This is a genomic window from Roseovarius sp. MMSF_3359, from assembly GCF_030733385.1.
Lineage (GTDB): Bacteria > Pseudomonadota > Alphaproteobacteria > Rhodobacterales > Rhodobacteraceae > Roseovarius.
The window spans coordinates 42,929-58,795 of the sequence record NZ_JASHJC010000004.1 but is presented as its reverse complement, the minus strand read 5'-3'; the positions used below and the strand labels follow the sequence as shown (position 1 = coordinate 58,795).

The window sequence follows — 15,867 nt, the reverse complement described above, 5'->3', positions numbered from 1 at the left end:
TCAGGCTCCTTCACTGATGATGCAAAGAACCCGTGCCTCCGGGCCAAGGTTCATTTCCTTTGCCGCGGCAAGCCCCGCGCCGCCCGATGTGCTGGTCTCCGCCCCTTGTGCGGCGAGTATCGGCAAGACGGCAAACCCCTCGTCCTCGCTGATCGTGATGAAACCATCGGCATCACGTGCCAGCCCGTTCAGGGCAATCAACGAAGGCTCCTTGCAATCAAGCCGCCCCATGTCCGACACAGGCCCCGCCGCGTTTACGCATTCGCCCGCGCGGATGCTGGCCTGCAAGGCGGGGGCGAATTCCGGCTCCACGACGAAAATCTCCGGGCTGTCGCCCCAGGCCTTGCGGAAATAGGCGGCGCAGGCCCCGGCAAGTCCCCCAACCCCGGCTTGCAGGAAAATATGCGTGGGCGCTTCCGGCATCTGGCGCACGGCCTCTTCGGCCATCACGAGGTATCCTTCCATCAACCGGTGCGGAATGTCGAAATACCCGGGCCAGGAAGTGTCGGACAACAGCGTCCAACCATTCTCATCCGCCGCCGCCATCGCAGCGGTCATGCTGGCCTCGTAATCCGCGCCTGCACGGACGACTTGCGCGCCGAGATCACGCAACCGCTCGGCAAATCCTTCCGGCACCGTCTCAGACAGGTAGATGACCGCCCGGGCGCCAAACGCCTTTGCCCCCGCGGCGATCGACAATCCGTGGTTTCCGGCACTGGAGCTGACAAAGGTGTGTCCGGCCATGGCGGAGGTCATGTCATCCGCGCCCGTGGCCGCCGCCTGATGCGCGATCACATAGGCCGCGCCGAGCGCCTTGAAACTGCCAAGGCCCATCCGCTGCCGTTCATCCTTGGCCCAGACCGCCGCGCCCAACCCGTCGATCCGGAGCATCGGTGTTTCCACCGCGGCCGGGCATTTCGTCAAAAGCGATTGCGGATTCTCAAACAGAACACTGGGTGCGGGCGCCCCGCTGAGGCGGTCCTCGGGAAGTCCCCCGCCGCGCCATTGGTTTTCCAAAATGTCCATGCCGTCCCCTCGGTTTCGCGTCACACAATCCGATAAGCAAGATTCGGTCAAGCAACCTCGCCTCAGCCCCTTCCCCCCCGGCGCGCGATACCCTAAAGAGGCGCCAGAGCAAGATTTGGGGGAATCCATCCACATGCAGGATCCGGCAATCACCGACGAGCTGATCGCGGCACATGGCCTGAAGCCCGACGAATATGAACGTATCCTTGAAATCATCGGACGCGAGCCGAGCTTTACAGAGCTTGGGATTTTCTCGGCCATGTGGAACGAGCATTGTTCCTACAAATCCTCCAAGAAATGGCTGCGGACCCTGCCGACCGAAGGCCCACAGGTCATCTGCGGCCCCGGCGAAAACGCGGGCATCGTCGATATCGGCGACGGCCAATGCGTTGTTTTCAAAATGGAAAGCCACAATCACCCGTCTTATATCGAGCCCTATCAGGGCGCGGCCACGGGCGTGGGCGGCATCCTGCGGGACGTGTTCACCATGGGCGCGCGCCCCATTGCGGCAATGAACTCTTTGAGTTTCGGTGAGCCGTCGCATCCCAAGACGCGGCAGCTTGTGCATGGCGTCGTGGCCGGGGTCGGCGGGTATGGCAACTGCTTCGGCGTGCCGACCGCGGGCGGCGAGGTCCGGTTCGACAAGGCCTATAACGGCAACTGCCTGGTCAATGCCTTCGCCGCCGGTCTGGCCGAGACCGACAAGATTTTCTACTCCGCCGCCTCAGGGGTTGGGATGCCGGTCGTGTATCTCGGCGCCAAGACCGGCCGCGACGGTGTCGGCGGGGCCACCATGGCCAGTGCCGAGTTCGATGACAGTATCGAGGAAAAGCGCCCCACGGTGCAGGTGGGTGATCCGTTTACGGAAAAACGCCTGATGGAAGCCACGCTGGAACTGATGGCCACCGGCGCAGTGATTTCGATCCAGGATATGGGCGCGGCGGGCCTGACCTGCTCCGCCGTGGAGATGGGCGACAAAGGGGGCCTTGGTGTCAAGCTGACCCTCGAAGACGTGCCGCAGCGCGAAGAAAACATGACGGCGTACGAGATGATGCTGTCGGAAAGTCAGGAACGCATGTTGATGGTCCTAAAGCCCGAGCTTGAGGCCGAGGCGCGCGCGGTGTTCGAGAAATGGGATCTGGATTTCGCCATCGTGGGTGAGACCATCGCCGAAGACCGTTTCCTCATCCTGCACCACAACGAGGTCAAGGCGGACCTGCCGCTCTCGAAACTCTCATCGACCGCGCCGGAATATGACCGCCCTTGGGTCGAAACCCCGGCGGCAGCCCCGCTCGATACCGCGAGCGTCACGGAGGTCGATCCAATCGAGGGCCTGAAGGCGCTGATCGGCTCGCCGAACTACTGCTCCCGCCAATGGGTGTTCGAGCAATATGACACGATGGTCATGGCCGATACTGCCCGCACGCCGGGCTTGGGCTCGGGCCTTGTGCGGGTACACGGCAGCGACAAACTGCTGGCCTTCACCTCGGACGTGACCCCGCGCTACGTCAAGGCCAACCCGGTCGAGGGCGGCAAGCAGGCGGTGGCCGAGGCTTATCGCAACCTCACCGCCGTGGGGGCGTTGCCGCTCGCCACCACGGACAACATGAATTTCGGCAACCCCGAAAAGCCCGAGATCATGGGGCAGTTCGTCGGCGCGATCAAAGGCATCGGCGCGGCGGTCTCGGCGCTCGATATGCCAATCGTGTCGGGCAACGTGTCGCTTTATAATGAAACCGACGGGTCTGCGATCCTGCCGACGCCGACCATCGGCGCCGTTGGCCTGATCCGCGGTGCTGATAGCGCGATCAACGGTGTCGCGCGCGAGGGCGATGTTGCCCTGCTGGTCGGGGAAACTGCCGGGCATCTCGGTCAATCTGCCCTGCTGGCGGAGCTTCTGGGACGGGTCGAGGGCGATGCGCCCGCGGTCGATCTTGACGCAGAGAAGCGCAATGGCGACTTCATCCGCAGCAACCATGCCCGGATCGGCGCATGTACCGACCTGTCCGACGGCGGGCTGGCGCTTGCGGCGTTTGAACTGGCCGAAGCGGCAGGTGTGGGCGTCGAGATCGACGCGGGCGATACCGCAACGCTCTTTGGCGAGGATCAGGCGCGATATCTGATCGCATGTCCGGCAGCAGACGCCGAGGCGCTGAGTGCCGCCGCGGCTCATGCGGGCGTGCCGGTTCAGGTTGTCGGCAAGTTCGGGGGCAGTGACGTCCGCTTCGGCGGATCGGCAGCCGACCTGAGCAGCCTTGCCGGAATTTTCCGCAGTACCTTCGCCGCGACCTTCGACTGAACATCTGTTCACGATTGCTTTAGGGGCGTAGCGGCCGGACCTGTGACCCGCCTAGTATGGGACAGACCCAGAAAAGGACTGTTCCATGCGCCGCACTCTCCTCGCCCTTTGCCTTGCCCTGATCCCGCTGACCTTATCGGCGCAAGAAGAGGCGCAACCTTCCGATGCGGTCGAACCCGAAGCGGCGATGACGCTTGAGACCCTGGGGCAGATCATCACCGCGCTCGACCCCGAGGCCAAGACAAACGGCGCGGCCTGGCAGATGCAGGTGGCAGGCACGACGGTCTTCATCGTCACCGATGAGGGCGCCGACCGGATGCGCGCCATGACACCCATCGTCAACAGCGACGAGGTCACGCCGGAAGAGATGACGCGCCTGATGCAGGCCAATTTCGATTCCGCGCTGGATGCGCGCTATGCCATTGCCCAGGGGATGCTGTGGTCGACCTTCATCCATCCGCTGTCGCCGCTGGAGAAGGATCAGTTCATTTCCGGCCTTGGGCAGGCGGTGAACCTGGTGAAGACCTATGGCTCGCTCTATTCCGGCGGGGCGATGCAGTTCGGTGGCGGCGACAGCAACGCGATCCAGCGCAAGTTGATTGATGATCTGCTGAAAAAGGGCGAGGAAATCTGACCGCGGCCACGAGCGTGGTATCTTGCACTCGGTACCGGCGCGCTCTACATCTTGGGCAAGAACCAAGGAGGGCTCAGATGGCCATTCTCGCCTCAGATATCGAAGCATTGATCCGCGAAACCTTCCCCGACGCCCAGATTACCGTGCAGGGTGATGACGGGGCGCATTTCGCGGCCGAAGTGATCGACGAGTCGTTTCGGGGCCAGAACCGTGTGCAGCAGCAACGCGCCGTGATGGCCGCCCTCAAGGGCAAGATGGATGGCCCCAACGGGGAAATCCACGCGCTCGCGCTGACCACGAAGGCACCGGAATAGTGGACCTCTTCACGCTCATCATCGGCGGTCTGGTCGTGCTGTTCATCGGCGCGCTGGCGGTGATGGGTAAGCGCAAGGATACCGACCAACGCGGCAGCGAACCCGGCAAGGGATACCACACGCTGACCTCCGATTATCAATCCGGCATGGGCGGCGGGCATGTCACCACGTGGAAAGTGCCACGCGACCCGCAGGAATATGCCAAGAGATTTGTACCAAAGGACACACCGAAATGACCGACGCAAAGACACAGATCGCAGAGACCGTCAAAGCCAATGACGTGGTGCTCTACATGAAAGGCACCAAGGAGATGCCGCAATGCGGGTTCTCGTCCCGCGTGGCAGGTGTTTTGAATTTCATGGGGGTCGAGTACTCGGATATCAACGTGCTGGCCGATGATGCGATCCGCCAGGGCATCAAGGATTACTCCGATTGGCCGACCATCCCGCAGCTTTACGTCAAGGGCGAGTTCGTGGGCGGGTGTGACATCATCACCGAGATGACGCTTTCGGGCGAGCTTGACACGCTCTTTGAAGAAAACGGCGTGACCTATGACAAGGAAGCCGCGGACAAGATCCGGGAAGCCAACGCCTGAGACCTGCAAAGTGATCTGATTGTGCGCCTGTCGGCGCGCAGGATATCTCGTCGTCCGCCTCCGGCCTCCTCCTCGTGTTGGCGCTTTGGGCGGAGGCTTGGACGAAATCTGCGCCTGAAGCGTGGTTGTCGCGCGACGAGGCGCCGGGTTTTTGGCGGGCCGAGAGGTGATTTAGCCTTTCATGATCGCCTCGAACCCGTAACCCGCCAGGAGGGATCCCGTGATCGCCAGGGCCAGGTAGAGCAGGAAAGGCGGCAGGCGCAGGACCGGGAAGATCGCCATTGCGCCCCAGATGCTCACCACCCCGCCCGAGACCAGGAAGGCCATTGCCGCACCCGGCGACATGCCGTGATCCATCAGGGCGCGGGTGAGTGGCAAGGCCGCATAGCCATCCACATAGGTCGGCGCACCGACGAAAACCGATAGCGGTATGGCCCAGGCCGTGTCCCGCCCGACATAGGCGCTGAGGGCTTCGGGGTGGAGCAGTTCGTTCAACATATGCTCCGCCGCGAAGGCCGGGATCAGGCAGATCAAGATGAGCCGTGTCGTCGCCTTTGCCTGCCGCATGAACATGTCGCGGCGGGCCTGCTCACGCCAGATTGCCGGGCAAAAGGACGTGGGCGCCCCGCAGCGCGCGGCCACGACCCGCCCGACCAGCGCATTCTGCCGCAGGGGGTTGGCAACCCAAGGTGAGCCGCCGAAGAGAACCGTTCCGGCCCCGCCGAGGAGGCCGAGGATGAAGGCGGCAACGGTCTTGCCGATCGCAAAGCTGAGCCCAAGGGTCGCGGCTGTGGTCGCGAGCATGGCCGGATCCGTGACCGGTGAGGCCAGCCAGAAGGCCATGACCGGCGCCAGCGGCACCCCACCTGCAAGAAGCCCCGCCATCAGCGGCAGCACCGTGACCCCACATACCGGTGTGACGGCCCCGATGGCCGATGCGGCGACGATCGCCCGGCCCATGCGCCCTTCGAACGCCATCGCGATCCGGCCATCGGCACCGCTGGCAATGATCCATGCGGCAAGGAGGATGCCGGGAATCACGAGCGGCGCAATGATCACTAGGCTCCACCCTACGAACACGAGGGTTTCGAACGCCACATGCGGCCAGCGCGCCGCCGCAACAGCTAGGGCTGCGCCGCCCGCCATCATTGCAATCTGCCAACGGCTCCAACCGGGGTGTTCTTTCGTGCGCTCTGACATTTCGGTCATCCTTTAATCTTCGGGTTGCCAATATGAGGCGGCACGAGATAAAAGAAAAACGAATATTATTTCTTTCAGATATGAGTAAATCGAATGAATAGTCTGGAAAGCGATCTGCTGCGCACGTTTATCGCCGTTGCCGAAACCGGCAGTGTCACCTTGGGAGCCGCGCGCATCATGCGGACACAATCGGCCGCCAGCCTGCAGATCAAGCGGTTGGAAGAAACGCTTGGCCAACCGCTCTTCCGGCGCCACGGGCGCGGCGTCAGCCTGACCCCGCTCGGTGAGCAGCTTCTGCCGACGGCGCGGCAGGTGACGACCACGCTGGACACGACCTTGCGGTCACTGACGGCCGATACGCTAAGCGGCAAGCTGCGCCTCGGGTTTCCGGACGATCACAGTCACGGCACGCTGGCCAAGATCATCGCCGCCTTTTCGCAATCTCATCCGTCGGTCGAGCTTGATGTGATCTGCGATATCAGCGCGCAGTTTCCGAAGCTGCTGGCCGACGGTCAGCTCGATCTTGCGGTCTACGAGGTGGCCAACGCCGACAGCCCCGCAGACATCCTGTGGCAGGATCAGACCTATTGGGTCACCTCCCCCCATCACGACCTGATTTCGCGGGACGAATTGCCCGTGGCTCTTTTTCATCACGATTGCTGGTGGCGGGACGCAGCCCTCAATGCGCTGGAGACCATGGGGCGGCCCTACCGTATTCTCTACTCAAGCCAAAGCGTGCAAGGGATCGCCGCTGCCGTCGAATCCGGGATCGCGATTGCCCTGATGGGCAGTAACGCGCTTGGCGACAAGATCACCGCGCTCGGGCCAAAGGACGGCTTCCCCGAGATGCCCAAATCGAACCTTGTGCTGAAGACCGCAGGGCCTGACACCCCCGCGCGGCAAAGCATCGAGGCGGCTATTCGCGATACCTTCCGGCACCGCCCCGGTGCAACCTACGGCGCCTAACCGGCAACCTTGCCGTCAACGGTTTCGGCCAAAGCCTCCGCCCGGGCAGCAATTTCGGCCAGCGTATCGGTGACGTGGTTCGGCACCACCGGCACCTCGACGCGCTCGGCCTCGGGGCGCGGGGCGCTGCGCAACTGCTCCAACTCGGCCTCTTTCTCGGCCATCCGGTCCTCGGCCTCGCGCAACTTGTCCTGCACACCCGCCGTCTTGTCGGCAAGCATCAGCCCGGCCATCAGGAGCATGCGTGCCTCGGGGATACGCCCGATCTGCGAGGCCAGAACGCTGGCCTCTTCGTCAAGCATCTTGGCGGCGGCGTGCAGGTAATGCTCTTCGCCCTCCTGGCAGGCCACGTCGAAGGACCGGCCACCGATCTGTATCGTCACTTCGGGCATCAGGCGTCCTCCTCTTGGGTCGTGGTCGACGATGCGGCGCCGGTAATCAGCCGGTCCAGATCGGCCATCACGGCCGAGGTTTCCGCCCGATCCGCCGACCGGGCCGCGCGCAACCCCTCAAGCTCAGCCAACATGGATTTGTTGATGAGATGCGGCTCGGCCACGCCGGCCTCATTGGCCTCGCGCAGCGCCTTGTTGTTCTCGCGCAGCTGCTGATTGGCCTTGCGCAGGGATTGCAGTTCCGCATCCAGCTTGCGCACCGCATCCGCCTGCCGTTCATCGGCCTCGGATTGCTGTTTCTGCTTCTGTGACACGGCCTTGAGGCGCTCGGCAAGCTGCGCCGAGGCCAGCTTTTCATCCTCCAGCTCTTTCTTGAGGGCCTCGACCTCGCCGGCATCGACACCACCACCCGGTGACAACCCGTCAAGCCCCTGCCCGATCCGGTCCAGCGCCGCCGTGATCCTGCGTTCCAGCTCGTCTATCTGGCTCATTCCTCAACCCCCTCAACCATCATCTACCAGGGCAATCGCGAATCGCGGCCCCGCCTGTGTGGCCCCGAGTTTACCCAATGACCGGACAAAATGCGCCCCCTGAAACATGCTGTCCTTCTGGCCGGGTTGATCTTTGGGGCTGGGCTGATATTGAGCCTTATCTGTTGCCACTGCCAAAGGAAGACCCCCCGTGGACATTGCTGCCCTGCGCCAAGCCAATCCCGACCACTGGAACAAGGCAGCCGCCATTCGCGCGCTGACCCTGGATGCGGTTCACGCCGCCAATTCCGGCCATTCCGGCATGCCGATGGGCATGGCCGATGTCGCCACGGTCCTCTATGAAAAACACCTGAAATTCGATGCCTCCGCGCCCAACTGGCCGGATCGTGACCGTTTCATCCTGTCGGCGGGTCATGGCTCAATGCTGCTCTATGCGCTGCTGCACCTGACCGGGTACAAGGGCATGGAGCTGGATCAGATCAAGAATTTCCGCCAATGGGGCGCGCGTACCGCGGGACACCCGGAAAACTTCCTGCATGACGGGATCGAGACCACCACCGGCCCGCTCGGTCAGGGCATCTCGAACGCCGTGGGCTTTGCCATGGCCGAAGAAATCCTGCGCGCGCGTTACGGCCGCAAGCTGGTCGATCACTACACGTACGTGATCGCCGGTGACGGCTGCCTGATGGAGGGTGTCAGTCACGAGGCCATTGGCCTCGCCGGGCGGCATTCCCTGGGTAAGCTCATCGTCTTCTGGGACAACAATGACATCACCATCGACGGCAAGGTTTCGCTCTCGGACAAGACCGATCAGGTCAAACGCTTCCGCGCCGCGGGCTGGCAGGTGATCGAGATCGACGGACATAACCCGGATGAGATCGACGCGGCGATCACCGCCGCCAAGAAGACCAAGAAACCCACGATGATTGCCTGCAAGACCCATATCGCCCTGGGCCACGCGGCGCAGGACACGTCGAAAGGCCACGGGGCGCTGACCGACGAGGCGCAGATGGCCGCTGCCAAGGCCGCCTATGGCTGGACCACCGGCCCGTTCGAAGTCCCCGCTAATATCAAATCCGCCTGGGAGGCGATTGGCAGTCGCGGCGCGGCAGATCATGCCGACTGGCAGGCCCGGTTCGCGGAAGCCTCGGACCGTCGTCAGGCGGAATTCACCCGCGTGTTCGACGGTGACGCACCCGCGAAGCTGTCGGCCCGGATCAAGGCGCTGAAGAAACAGATTTCCGAGGAAAAGCCGAAGGTTGCAACGCGCAAGTCATCTGAAATGGTGCTTGAAGTTGTCAATCCGATCATGCCTGAGACCGTGGGCGGCTCCGCCGACCTGACCGGCTCGAACAATACCAAGACCGGTGATCTGGGCGTTTTTGACACCGATAACCGCAAGGGTCGCTATGTCTATTGGGGCATTCGCGAGCACGGCATGGCCGCCGCGATGAACGGCATGGCGCTGCATGGCGGTATCCGGCCCTATGGCGGCACGTTCATGTGCTTTACCGATTATGCCCGCCCTGCAATGCGCCTCGCCGCGCTGATGAAAGTGCCGAGCGTCTTTGTGATGACCCATGACAGCATCGGTCTGGGCGAAGACGGCCCCACGCACCAGCCGGTCGAGCATCTGGCAATCAGCCGCGCGACCCCGAACACGATGGTCTTCCGCCCCTGCGACACGGTTGAAACTGCGGAGGCCTGGGAATTGGCGTTGAGTGCCAAGGCGACGCCATCGGTTCTGTCCCTCACACGTCAGGGCCTGCCCACCGTGCGGGTCGAGCACAAGAACAAGAACATGACGGCGCAGGGTGCCTATGTTCTGGCTGACGCGGACGGCAAGCGCCAAGCGATCTTGATCGCCACCGGCTCGGAGGTCGAAATTGCGCTCAAGGCCCGCGACATGTTGCAGGCCGAAGGGATTGGCACGCGCGTCGTTTCGATGCCCTGCATGGAGCTTTTCGCCGAGCAGGATGAGGCCTATCGCAAGCGCGTCCTGCCCGGCGGGCCGGTCCGCGTGGCCGTCGAGGCCGCCGTGCAGCAAGGCTGGGACCGCTGGCTTTTGGGCGAGCGCGGGCGCGAGGCCAAGGCAGGTTTCGTCGGCATGTCGAGTTTCGGCGCCTCCGCACCGGCTGGCACGCTCTACGAGAAGTTCGGCATCACCGCCGAAGCGGTGGCCGAGAAGGTCAAATCACTGCTCTGAGCACCACACTGCGGATCAAAGCCCGGCACATGTAAAGGCAGGGCTTTGATCACCGATAGAGTTTGCCTCTGCGGATGAAGCTGTCGTTCGACTTTCATGTCCCGCGCGGAATCAAGGCCGAAGGCCGCCGCGTGATCGCCAGACCGCCCGCGGGGGCTGGCGATTGGGAGAGGTTGCGCACCGATCAGAGGTTTTTCGGACTTGGCAAAGATAAAGTGCATCTGAAAACGGTTGATCGCCATCCCGCGGTCTGGCAACCACGCGGCTTTGAATTGAGGATGGAGATGTTCGCACAGGGATCGGAGCCGCCTTTGAACCTGTCCGGCGACTGACCTCGCCAAGCAGCTCTCACTCCGCTCAGACGGTCGGACTTCTACGCGGATGGCTCCAGCTCCTCCGCCGGCATCCGCGCCATAAGGTTCCCCGACAGTTCGATCCGGCGCAGCTTGGTCTCGACCACCTTCACCTTTTCCACCTTCACCGTCAATTTCGGCTCCAGCGTCCCCGCGGAGGCCTTGGTCACCTCCCGATCCACCACCGTCAGCACCACGCCCGAGGCTTCGACCTCCAGTGTCACCGGCACGGAAACCGTCCGCAGGTCCGCAACCTCTCCCAGGCTCAGGCGGATTTCGGGCGTATGGGTCACCTTGAGTTTATGTTTGGCCAGCGCAGCAACCCGCGGCTTGCCGTCCATGGGACCTTCCCGACCGGTTAGGTCGGTGATGCTTTTGACCCCGTGCCACCCCTTCAGCAGCGCATCGAGAACCGAGATCGACAAGGCGCTTTCCACCGCATCGGCCACGCTTTTCTGCAACGCCCCGCCATCGAGGCCAACGCCCGCCAATCGAACGCCGGAATCACCGGTGGTCAACGAGGATTTCACCGCATCGACCACGTTGCTGAAGGCCGCGGGCGCCATGTTCTCGGCAATGGTTTCATCCTTCATTCTGCCGCCCTTTCCAGATCCGTTTCAAATACCATGAGCGCCGTGGGCGCCGCGCCGGGCGAGACTGTTAGCACGAGGCTGGGGAGGTCCGCGCCGCTGACCTCCACGGTTGGCGACATGTCCGGATGGGCCACCACGCGGAGGTTTGGTGCGCCTGCAATTGTCTCTGCACCGGGCCGGCGAAACCCGCGCCGAAAGAGCCCGACAATCGCCGCCAGCAAGGCGATCACGACCACCACCCCGATCCCCACCGGCACCAGCCAATCATTGACCGGCGGCGGCGGTGGGGGTGGCGGCGAGACCATCCGCCCCGGCACCTTGTCCGCGACCTGCGGGATGAGCGGTTGCGGGTCCACGCCCCTGCCCGCCTGCGACGCATCGCTGTTCCAATCGGGCGCAGTATCCGCCTGCGGCGGCGCAGGGCGCACCGGTGGCAGCGTGGTCACCTCCGGCCCCGGCAGCAGGATACGCTCAAGGTCTATCCGGCGCTGAGGTGTCTTGCGGTTGCCGTCTTCGACCCAGAAGACGATGTGGCCCTGTCGCCCGGCTGCGGGCATCACGACCGGCATCGCAACGGGGGTTCCGAAAAACTCAATGACGCCGCGCTGACCGTTGCTGCGGTTATGGAAAAAGATCCGGGCCTTGTCCGACCCTTCCACACGGGCCATCACCGCCAGTTCCGCCGCGTCGCTGCGCAGCAGATCACCATTCAGACCCTCGGCGGACAACAGAAGGGTCATCGGCCCGGGCCGCGAGAGGGTCACGGTCTCGGTGGCCAATATGTCGCCGGTGCGGCGGTCAATCGCCTCGAAGGTGATGCGGCTTGTGGCGCCTTCGGCCAGATCCACGTCAAACCGCAGCTCCCTGCCAGCATATTTTTTGCGCCCCGCCGCCGCGCCGTCGATGCGCATCCGCACTACGCCCACCGCGTCAGTCTGGCGCGGGTCTTGCACCCGTACCCTGACCGGGGTCGTCGGCCCGGTGGCCTCCGGCGGTGCGTTCACCTCAAGCGCGATCTGCACGACGCCCACCCGCCATTCCAGCTCCCTGGCAATCACGGGCCAGCTAAAACTCCCAACGATCCCCTTGTCCTTGAGCGCGCCGCAGGTGTTTGGCCCCGCAAGACCGTCGATCCCGCCCCCATAGCGGCCCAATCCCGTCAGGCTACGTTGTACGGATTTCACGGTTCCGACCGTCACGTCATCAACTCTGCCACAGCCCGGAATACGGCGAATGGTCACCGGCACCGCACGCGACGGGTTTTGACGACGGTCCCAGGCCTGGATGGCGATCTGCGTGGGCCGGTAATGCGGCGGCAGGGGAACGGATGCGGCGTAGCGGACCCCGCCAGCCGAGGCCATCGCGATCCGGCCCCCGTCGCCCACCACGACCGCGCGCGCGACGCCGCTTGCGTCGCGAATGTCGGCCAGGATGCTGGCGCTCCCCCGCGTGCTTTCGAAATTGTTCTGCACCGGTGTGATGACCGGCCCCTGCCGATCCGCGACCTGCACGTCGTCGCCATTCGTTGATCCGCCACCGGCAGGCGGCTGCACGTCATCGTTGTTGTTGGCGCGGTTCAACTCCTCTTCAAGAAGTTGGAGTATGCCGCCCACGAAGGGGTTCACCGGGTCATTTTGCTGTGCCGGCCGTGCGGGTTGCGCGGTGCCAGCGCCTTGCGCCTGCGCCAGGGATGCCGCGGGCAGGTTGATATAGGAAAGCGCGACCGCAAGGACCGCTGCCAGGAAACGAACGCTCATCTCAATACACTCGATTTTAAAATCCGGCTGACGACCCCGAAGGATCCGCCACTTCAACTAATGCGGGTATCATAGCACCAAAATGCGCCGCGCGCTACATCGGGAACTGTTAGCGCCATCAACCGGAAACGGCACCAAAACCGGTTGGGATTTATCGCTAACACCGGAAATTTAGCCAATTTTCGCCTTTCGGGGCCGCCAAGCGGGGTCTATATCGCGGGCAAGAATTCGCATCAGAGGAAACCGCCATGACCATCAAAGTTGGCATCAACGGCTTTGGCCGTATCGGCCGCTGCACCCTTGCCCATATCGCCCAGAGCAGCCGGGACGACATCGAAGTGGTCAAGGTGAATGCCACCGGCCCGCTGGAGACGGCGGCCCATCTCATCAAATATGACAGTGTGCATGGCCGGTTCGCCAACGAGATCACCCTGGGCGACGGCACGATGGATCTGGGCAAGGGTCCGATGCAGATGTTCTCGACCTATGACATGGACGAACTGGACTGGTCGGGTGTCGATGTGGTGCTGGAATGCACCGGCAAGTTCAACGACGGCGAGAAGGCCAAGAAGCATTTTGAACGCGGTGCCAAGAAGGTGCTGCTTTCGGCCCCGGGCAAGAACGTGGATCGCACGGTGGTCTATGGCGTCAACGATGGCGATCTGCAGGCCGGTGAGAACATGATCTCCAACGGGTCCTGCACCACCAACTGCCTGGCCCCCGTTGCCAAGGTGCTGCACGAAGGCATCGGGATAGAGTCAGGCATCATGACCACGATCCACGCCTATACCGGCGATCAGCCGACGCTGGACCGCCGCCACAAGGACCTCTACCGCGCGCGTGCCGCGGCCATGTCGATGATCCCCACCTCGACCGGTGCGGCGAAGGCGCTTGGCGAAGTGCTCCCGGCGCTCAAAGGCAAGCTCGACGGCTCTGCGATCCGTGTGCCGACGCCGAATGTTTCGGCCGTTGACCTGACATTTGTGGCGGGCAAGGACGTGACCGAAGCGGATGTGAACGATATCGTCGCCGAAGCCGCCGCGGGGCCGCTCAAGGGCGTTCTGGGGTACGACCCCGAGCCCAAGGTGTCGATCGACTTCAACCATACCGAGGAAAGCTCGGTCTTCGCGCCCGCGCAGACCAAGGTCATCGGCAACCGCCTCGTGCGGGTGCTGGCCTGGTATGACAATGAATGGGGCTTCTCGTGCCGGATGGCGGATGTTGCCGTTTTGATGGGCAAGCTCGGTTAAGTATTGAAATCTTGCAGTAATTCGTCCCGTCGGGCATACCCGGCGGGACGTTTTTGTTTCGGGCCGCCGCAAATGACCAACCAGATTGCCATGATATTGGGGGCCGCCATTCTGCTCGGTCTGGGGCTTGACTGGTTCTTCAACGACTGGACCGCGACGCTCTATCTCAGCCGCAAACTGGCGGACATGGTGGAATGGATGGCGTTCTGGCGATGAGGCAAGCACTCCGACCGTTTTCGTGTCCCGGATATTGATGTGCGCATTTGAAGAAGTTTAGATTAGCTGCCCCTGGGCTTGGATCTCGCACGCCCTGTTCCTTGATACGCTTGGCCAGCAAACCAGGTTCTGCGCCTTACATAGCCGGTAAGAGCCCCAATTCGCCGCGCTACGCCCGCCCCCAAAAGTATTTCGAGCAAAATGACGGAGGGCCGGATTTGGCATGATCCGTTTCGAGCGCAATGCGGACGTTCGGGGTTTCCACCCGCGCAGAATCAAGGCGCGTAGCGCCGCCGCGCGATCGCCAGACCGCCCGCAAGGGCTGGCGATTTTGAGAACTCGCACACCGATCAGAGGTCTTCCAGACTTGGCAAAGATAAAGTGCATCTGAACACGGTCGATCGCAATCCCGCGGTCTGGCAATCGCGCGGCTCGTTCTGGGGTGTCCTTTCAATCCGCTGAACGGTCCCGCCATCTGGCCAGAGCAAGGCGAACGACATGTTTCGACAGATCCCCGCCATGATCCGTTCAGGAATAGCTGCGCAACAACGCGTCCCGGACCGCGGGTGTGACGAATTTCGTAATATCACCACCCAGGCGCGCGATCTCCTTGACCAGTTTCGACGCAATCGCCTGGTGGTTGGCATCCGCCATGAGGAACACCGTCTCGACCGACGCATCCATCGCGCGGTTCATGCCGACCATCTGGAACTCATATTCGAAATCCGCCACCGCACGCAGACCGCGCACAATCATCTGGGCACCCACATCCCGAGCGCATTGGATCAAGAGGTTCTCGAACGGGTGCACCACGATCTCGGTCGCCGTTTCCGCCGACAGGGCCGCGCATTCGGCCTCGATCATCGCCACCCGCTCTTCGAGGTCGAAAAGCGGGCCCTTGTCGCGGTTGATGGCCACCCCGATCACAAGCCGGTCCACGAGCACGGCCGCCCGGCGAATGATGTCGATATGACCCAGGGTGATCGGGTCGAACGTGCCGGGGTAAAGGCCGATGCGCATGAGCATGCTCCTTGGAAAAATCGTCTGGCGTCACGCAATAATGACGCCGCCCGGAATGCAAGCGTTAATGGCCCATGATCATGCCCTGAAGGGCATCTTTTTCCATCGCCAGTTCCTGCAACCGCGCCTTGACCACGTCACCGATGGTCACGATCCCGACCAGGGTGCCGTCGGACACCACCGGCATGTGGCGGAAACGGCCATCGGTCATCCGCGTCAGCACCGCGTCCGATGTGTCCTGCTTGGAGCAGCAGACCGGGTTGCGCGTCATCAGATCCTCGACCTTGTCGGTCAGGCAACTTGCGCCGCGCATCGCCAGCGACCGGACGATGTCGCGCTCCGAAAGGATACCGTCCGCCGAAGTGCCATCCTTGGAGACCACAAGCCCGCCAATCCGCTTCTCCGCCAGGATGCTTGCCGCCTCTGACACCAGCGTCGACGGCTTGATGGTGATCACGCCACCATCGCCCTTGGATTTAAGGATTTGTTGGACCAGCATGGCGTGCCTCCGCTAAAAATTGTTTCAATATCCACAGGTTCCCGCATGAGCAGGAA

Annotated in this window: 18 protein-coding genes; 9 read left to right on the top strand and 9 right to left on the bottom strand. The window is 62.9% G+C overall.

Going from position 1 to position 15,867, the window contains the following annotated elements; all coding sequences use genetic code 11:
• Positions 1-1,026: a pyridoxal-phosphate dependent enzyme gene (locus RBB29_RS07270; protein WP_306113910.1), complete on the bottom strand. Its 1,026-nt coding sequence runs from the start codon at positions 1,024-1,026 to the stop codon at positions 1-3.
• 133 nt (positions 1,027-1,159) lie between these two features.
• Between RBB29_RS07270 and purL the strand changes: the two genes are divergently transcribed.
• The 5 genes from purL (at position 1,160) to grxD (ending at position 4,868) form a co-directional block, all read left to right on the top strand.
• On the top strand, positions 1,160-3,325 hold the full coding sequence (gene purL, locus RBB29_RS07265) for a phosphoribosylformylglycinamidine synthase subunit PurL (RefSeq protein WP_306113909.1): 2,166 nt from the start codon (positions 1,160-1,162) through the stop codon (positions 3,323-3,325).
• 85 nt (positions 3,326-3,410) lie between these two features.
• Entirely contained in the window at positions 3,411-3,959 is a 549-nt protein-coding gene (locus RBB29_RS07260) for a hypothetical protein (protein ID WP_306113908.1), read from the top strand.
• A 77-nt stretch (positions 3,960-4,036) separates the two neighbouring features.
• Positions 4,037-4,273, top strand: coding sequence for a BolA/IbaG family iron-sulfur metabolism protein (locus tag RBB29_RS07255; RefSeq protein ID WP_306113907.1), 237 nt, complete (start codon positions 4,037-4,039; stop codon positions 4,271-4,273).
• The gene (locus RBB29_RS07250) at positions 4,273-4,509 is read left to right on the top strand and encodes a hypothetical protein (RefSeq protein WP_306113906.1); all 237 of its coding nucleotides are present in this window, start codon (positions 4,273-4,275) and stop codon (positions 4,507-4,509) included. The genes RBB29_RS07255 and RBB29_RS07250 overlap by 1 nt, the downstream gene beginning before the upstream one ends.
• Positions 4,506-4,868 (top strand): Grx4 family monothiol glutaredoxin, encoded by a 363-nt coding sequence (gene grxD / locus RBB29_RS07245; RefSeq protein ID WP_306113905.1) that lies wholly within the window; start codon positions 4,506-4,508, stop codon positions 4,866-4,868. The genes RBB29_RS07250 and grxD overlap by 4 nt, the downstream gene beginning before the upstream one ends.
• Before the next feature lie 171 nt (positions 4,869-5,039).
• Here grxD and RBB29_RS07240 read toward each other — a convergent pair whose 3' ends face one another.
• On the bottom strand, positions 5,040-6,068 hold the full coding sequence (locus RBB29_RS07240; protein WP_306113904.1) for a permease: 1,029 nt from the start codon (positions 6,066-6,068) through the stop codon (positions 5,040-5,042).
• A gap of 93 nt (positions 6,069-6,161) precedes the next feature.
• Between RBB29_RS07240 and RBB29_RS07235 the strand changes: the two genes are divergently transcribed.
• Complete coding sequence (locus RBB29_RS07235; protein WP_306113903.1) at positions 6,162-7,034, top strand: LysR substrate-binding domain-containing protein; 873 nt, start codon at positions 6,162-6,164, stop codon at positions 7,032-7,034.
• Here RBB29_RS07235 and RBB29_RS07230 read toward each other — a convergent pair.
• Both RBB29_RS07230 and RBB29_RS07225 read right to left on the bottom strand, forming a co-directional pair.
• Entirely contained in the window at positions 7,031-7,426 is a 396-nt protein-coding gene (locus RBB29_RS07230; RefSeq protein WP_306113902.1) for a cell division protein ZapA, read from the bottom strand. The genes RBB29_RS07235 and RBB29_RS07230 overlap by 4 nt on opposite strands.
• Positions 7,426-7,917: a hypothetical protein gene (locus RBB29_RS07225; protein WP_306113901.1), complete on the bottom strand. Its 492-nt coding sequence runs from the start codon at positions 7,915-7,917 to the stop codon at positions 7,426-7,428. Before RBB29_RS07225 ends, RBB29_RS07230 begins: the two co-directional genes overlap by 1 nt.
• 190 nt (positions 7,918-8,107) lie before the next feature.
• Between RBB29_RS07225 and tkt the strand changes: the two genes are divergently transcribed.
• Positions 8,108-10,123 carry a transketolase gene (tkt, locus tag RBB29_RS07220; RefSeq protein ID WP_306113900.1) on the top strand — a complete coding sequence of 672 codons (2,016 nt, stop codon included), beginning with the start codon at positions 8,108-8,110 and terminating at the stop codon, positions 10,121-10,123.
• Here tkt and RBB29_RS07215 read toward each other — a convergent pair.
• The 3 genes from RBB29_RS07215 to RBB29_RS07205 all read right to left on the bottom strand — a co-directional run bounded on the left by RBB29_RS07215 (position 10,063) and on the right by RBB29_RS07205 (position 12,826).
• A complete protein-coding gene (locus tag RBB29_RS07215; RefSeq protein WP_306113899.1) occupies positions 10,063-10,365 on the bottom strand; it encodes a hypothetical protein in 303 nt (100 codons plus the stop codon). The two genes, tkt and RBB29_RS07215, sit on opposite strands and share 61 nt — an antisense overlap.
• A 131-nt stretch (positions 10,366-10,496) precedes the next feature.
• Positions 10,497-11,069 (bottom strand): hypothetical protein, encoded by a 573-nt coding sequence (locus RBB29_RS07210; protein WP_306113898.1) that lies wholly within the window; start codon positions 11,067-11,069, stop codon positions 10,497-10,499.
• Positions 11,066-12,826: a hypothetical protein gene (locus RBB29_RS07205; protein ID WP_306113897.1), complete on the bottom strand. Its 1,761-nt coding sequence runs from the start codon at positions 12,824-12,826 to the stop codon at positions 11,066-11,068. The genes RBB29_RS07210 and RBB29_RS07205 overlap by 4 nt, the downstream gene beginning before the upstream one ends.
• A gap of 248 nt (positions 12,827-13,074) precedes the next feature.
• Between RBB29_RS07205 and gap the strand changes: the two genes are divergently transcribed.
• Together gap and RBB29_RS07195 are read left to right on the top strand one after the other, a co-directional pair.
• Positions 13,075-14,076: a type I glyceraldehyde-3-phosphate dehydrogenase gene (gap, locus tag RBB29_RS07200; RefSeq protein WP_306113896.1), complete on the top strand. Its 1,002-nt coding sequence runs from the start codon at positions 13,075-13,077 to the stop codon at positions 14,074-14,076.
• Positions 14,077-14,148: 72 nt separating this feature from the next.
• Complete coding sequence (locus tag RBB29_RS07195) at positions 14,149-14,292, top strand: hypothetical protein (RefSeq protein ID WP_306113895.1); 144 nt, start codon at positions 14,149-14,151, stop codon at positions 14,290-14,292.
• 528 nt (positions 14,293-14,820) lie between these two features.
• Here the strand turns inward: RBB29_RS07195 and coaD are convergent.
• Both coaD and RBB29_RS07185 read right to left on the bottom strand, forming a co-directional pair.
• The gene (gene coaD, locus RBB29_RS07190) at positions 14,821-15,312 is read right to left on the bottom strand and encodes a pantetheine-phosphate adenylyltransferase (RefSeq protein WP_306113894.1); all 492 of its coding nucleotides are present in this window, start codon (positions 15,310-15,312) and stop codon (positions 14,821-14,823) included.
• 64 nt (positions 15,313-15,376) lie between these two features.
• A complete protein-coding gene (locus RBB29_RS07185; protein ID WP_306113893.1) occupies positions 15,377-15,811 on the bottom strand; it encodes a CBS domain-containing protein in 435 nt (144 codons plus the stop codon).
• Between the last annotated feature and the right edge of the window lie 56 nt (positions 15,812-15,867).

What these genes read in the sequence shown, in the direction of transcription:
- RBB29_RS07270 (WP_306113910.1), bottom strand. Translation starts at nt 1,026, where the DNA reads ATGGACATTTTGGAAAACCAATGGCGCGGCGGGGGACTTCCCGAGGAC.
- RBB29_RS07210 (WP_306113898.1), bottom strand. Translation starts at nt 11,069, where the DNA reads ATGAAGGATGAAACCATTGCCGAGAACATGGCGCCCGCGGCCTTCAGC.
- grxD (WP_306113905.1), top strand. Translation starts at nt 4,506, where the DNA reads ATGACCGACGCAAAGACACAGATCGCAGAGACCGTCAAAGCCAATGAC.
- RBB29_RS07225 (WP_306113901.1), bottom strand. Translation starts at nt 7,917, where the DNA reads ATGAGCCAGATAGACGAGCTGGAACGCAGGATCACGGCGGCGCTGGAC.
- RBB29_RS07205 (WP_306113897.1), bottom strand. Translation starts at nt 12,826, where the DNA reads ATGAGCGTTCGTTTCCTGGCAGCGGTCCTTGCGGTCGCGCTTTCCTAT.
- RBB29_RS07230 (WP_306113902.1), bottom strand. Translation starts at nt 7,426, where the DNA reads ATGCCCGAAGTGACGATACAGATCGGTGGCCGGTCCTTCGACGTGGCC.
- RBB29_RS07260 (WP_306113908.1), top strand. Translation starts at nt 3,411, where the DNA reads ATGCGCCGCACTCTCCTCGCCCTTTGCCTTGCCCTGATCCCGCTGACC.
- RBB29_RS07255 (WP_306113907.1), top strand. Translation starts at nt 4,037, where the DNA reads ATGGCCATTCTCGCCTCAGATATCGAAGCATTGATCCGCGAAACCTTC.
- RBB29_RS07215 (WP_306113899.1), bottom strand. Translation starts at nt 10,365, where the DNA reads ATGGCGATCAACCGTTTTCAGATGCACTTTATCTTTGCCAAGTCCGAA.
- RBB29_RS07235 (WP_306113903.1), top strand. Translation starts at nt 6,162, where the DNA reads ATGAATAGTCTGGAAAGCGATCTGCTGCGCACGTTTATCGCCGTTGCC.
- RBB29_RS07240 (WP_306113904.1), bottom strand. Translation starts at nt 6,068, where the DNA reads ATGTCAGAGCGCACGAAAGAACACCCCGGTTGGAGCCGTTGGCAGATT.
- RBB29_RS07185 (WP_306113893.1), bottom strand. Translation starts at nt 15,811, where the DNA reads ATGCTGGTCCAACAAATCCTTAAATCCAAGGGCGATGGTGGCGTGATC.
- gap (WP_306113896.1), top strand. Translation starts at nt 13,075, where the DNA reads ATGACCATCAAAGTTGGCATCAACGGCTTTGGCCGTATCGGCCGCTGC.
- RBB29_RS07195 (WP_306113895.1), top strand. Translation starts at nt 14,149, where the DNA reads ATGACCAACCAGATTGCCATGATATTGGGGGCCGCCATTCTGCTCGGT.
- purL (WP_306113909.1), top strand. Translation starts at nt 1,160, where the DNA reads ATGCAGGATCCGGCAATCACCGACGAGCTGATCGCGGCACATGGCCTG.
- coaD (WP_306113894.1), bottom strand. Translation starts at nt 15,312, where the DNA reads ATGCGCATCGGCCTTTACCCCGGCACGTTCGACCCGATCACCCTGGGT.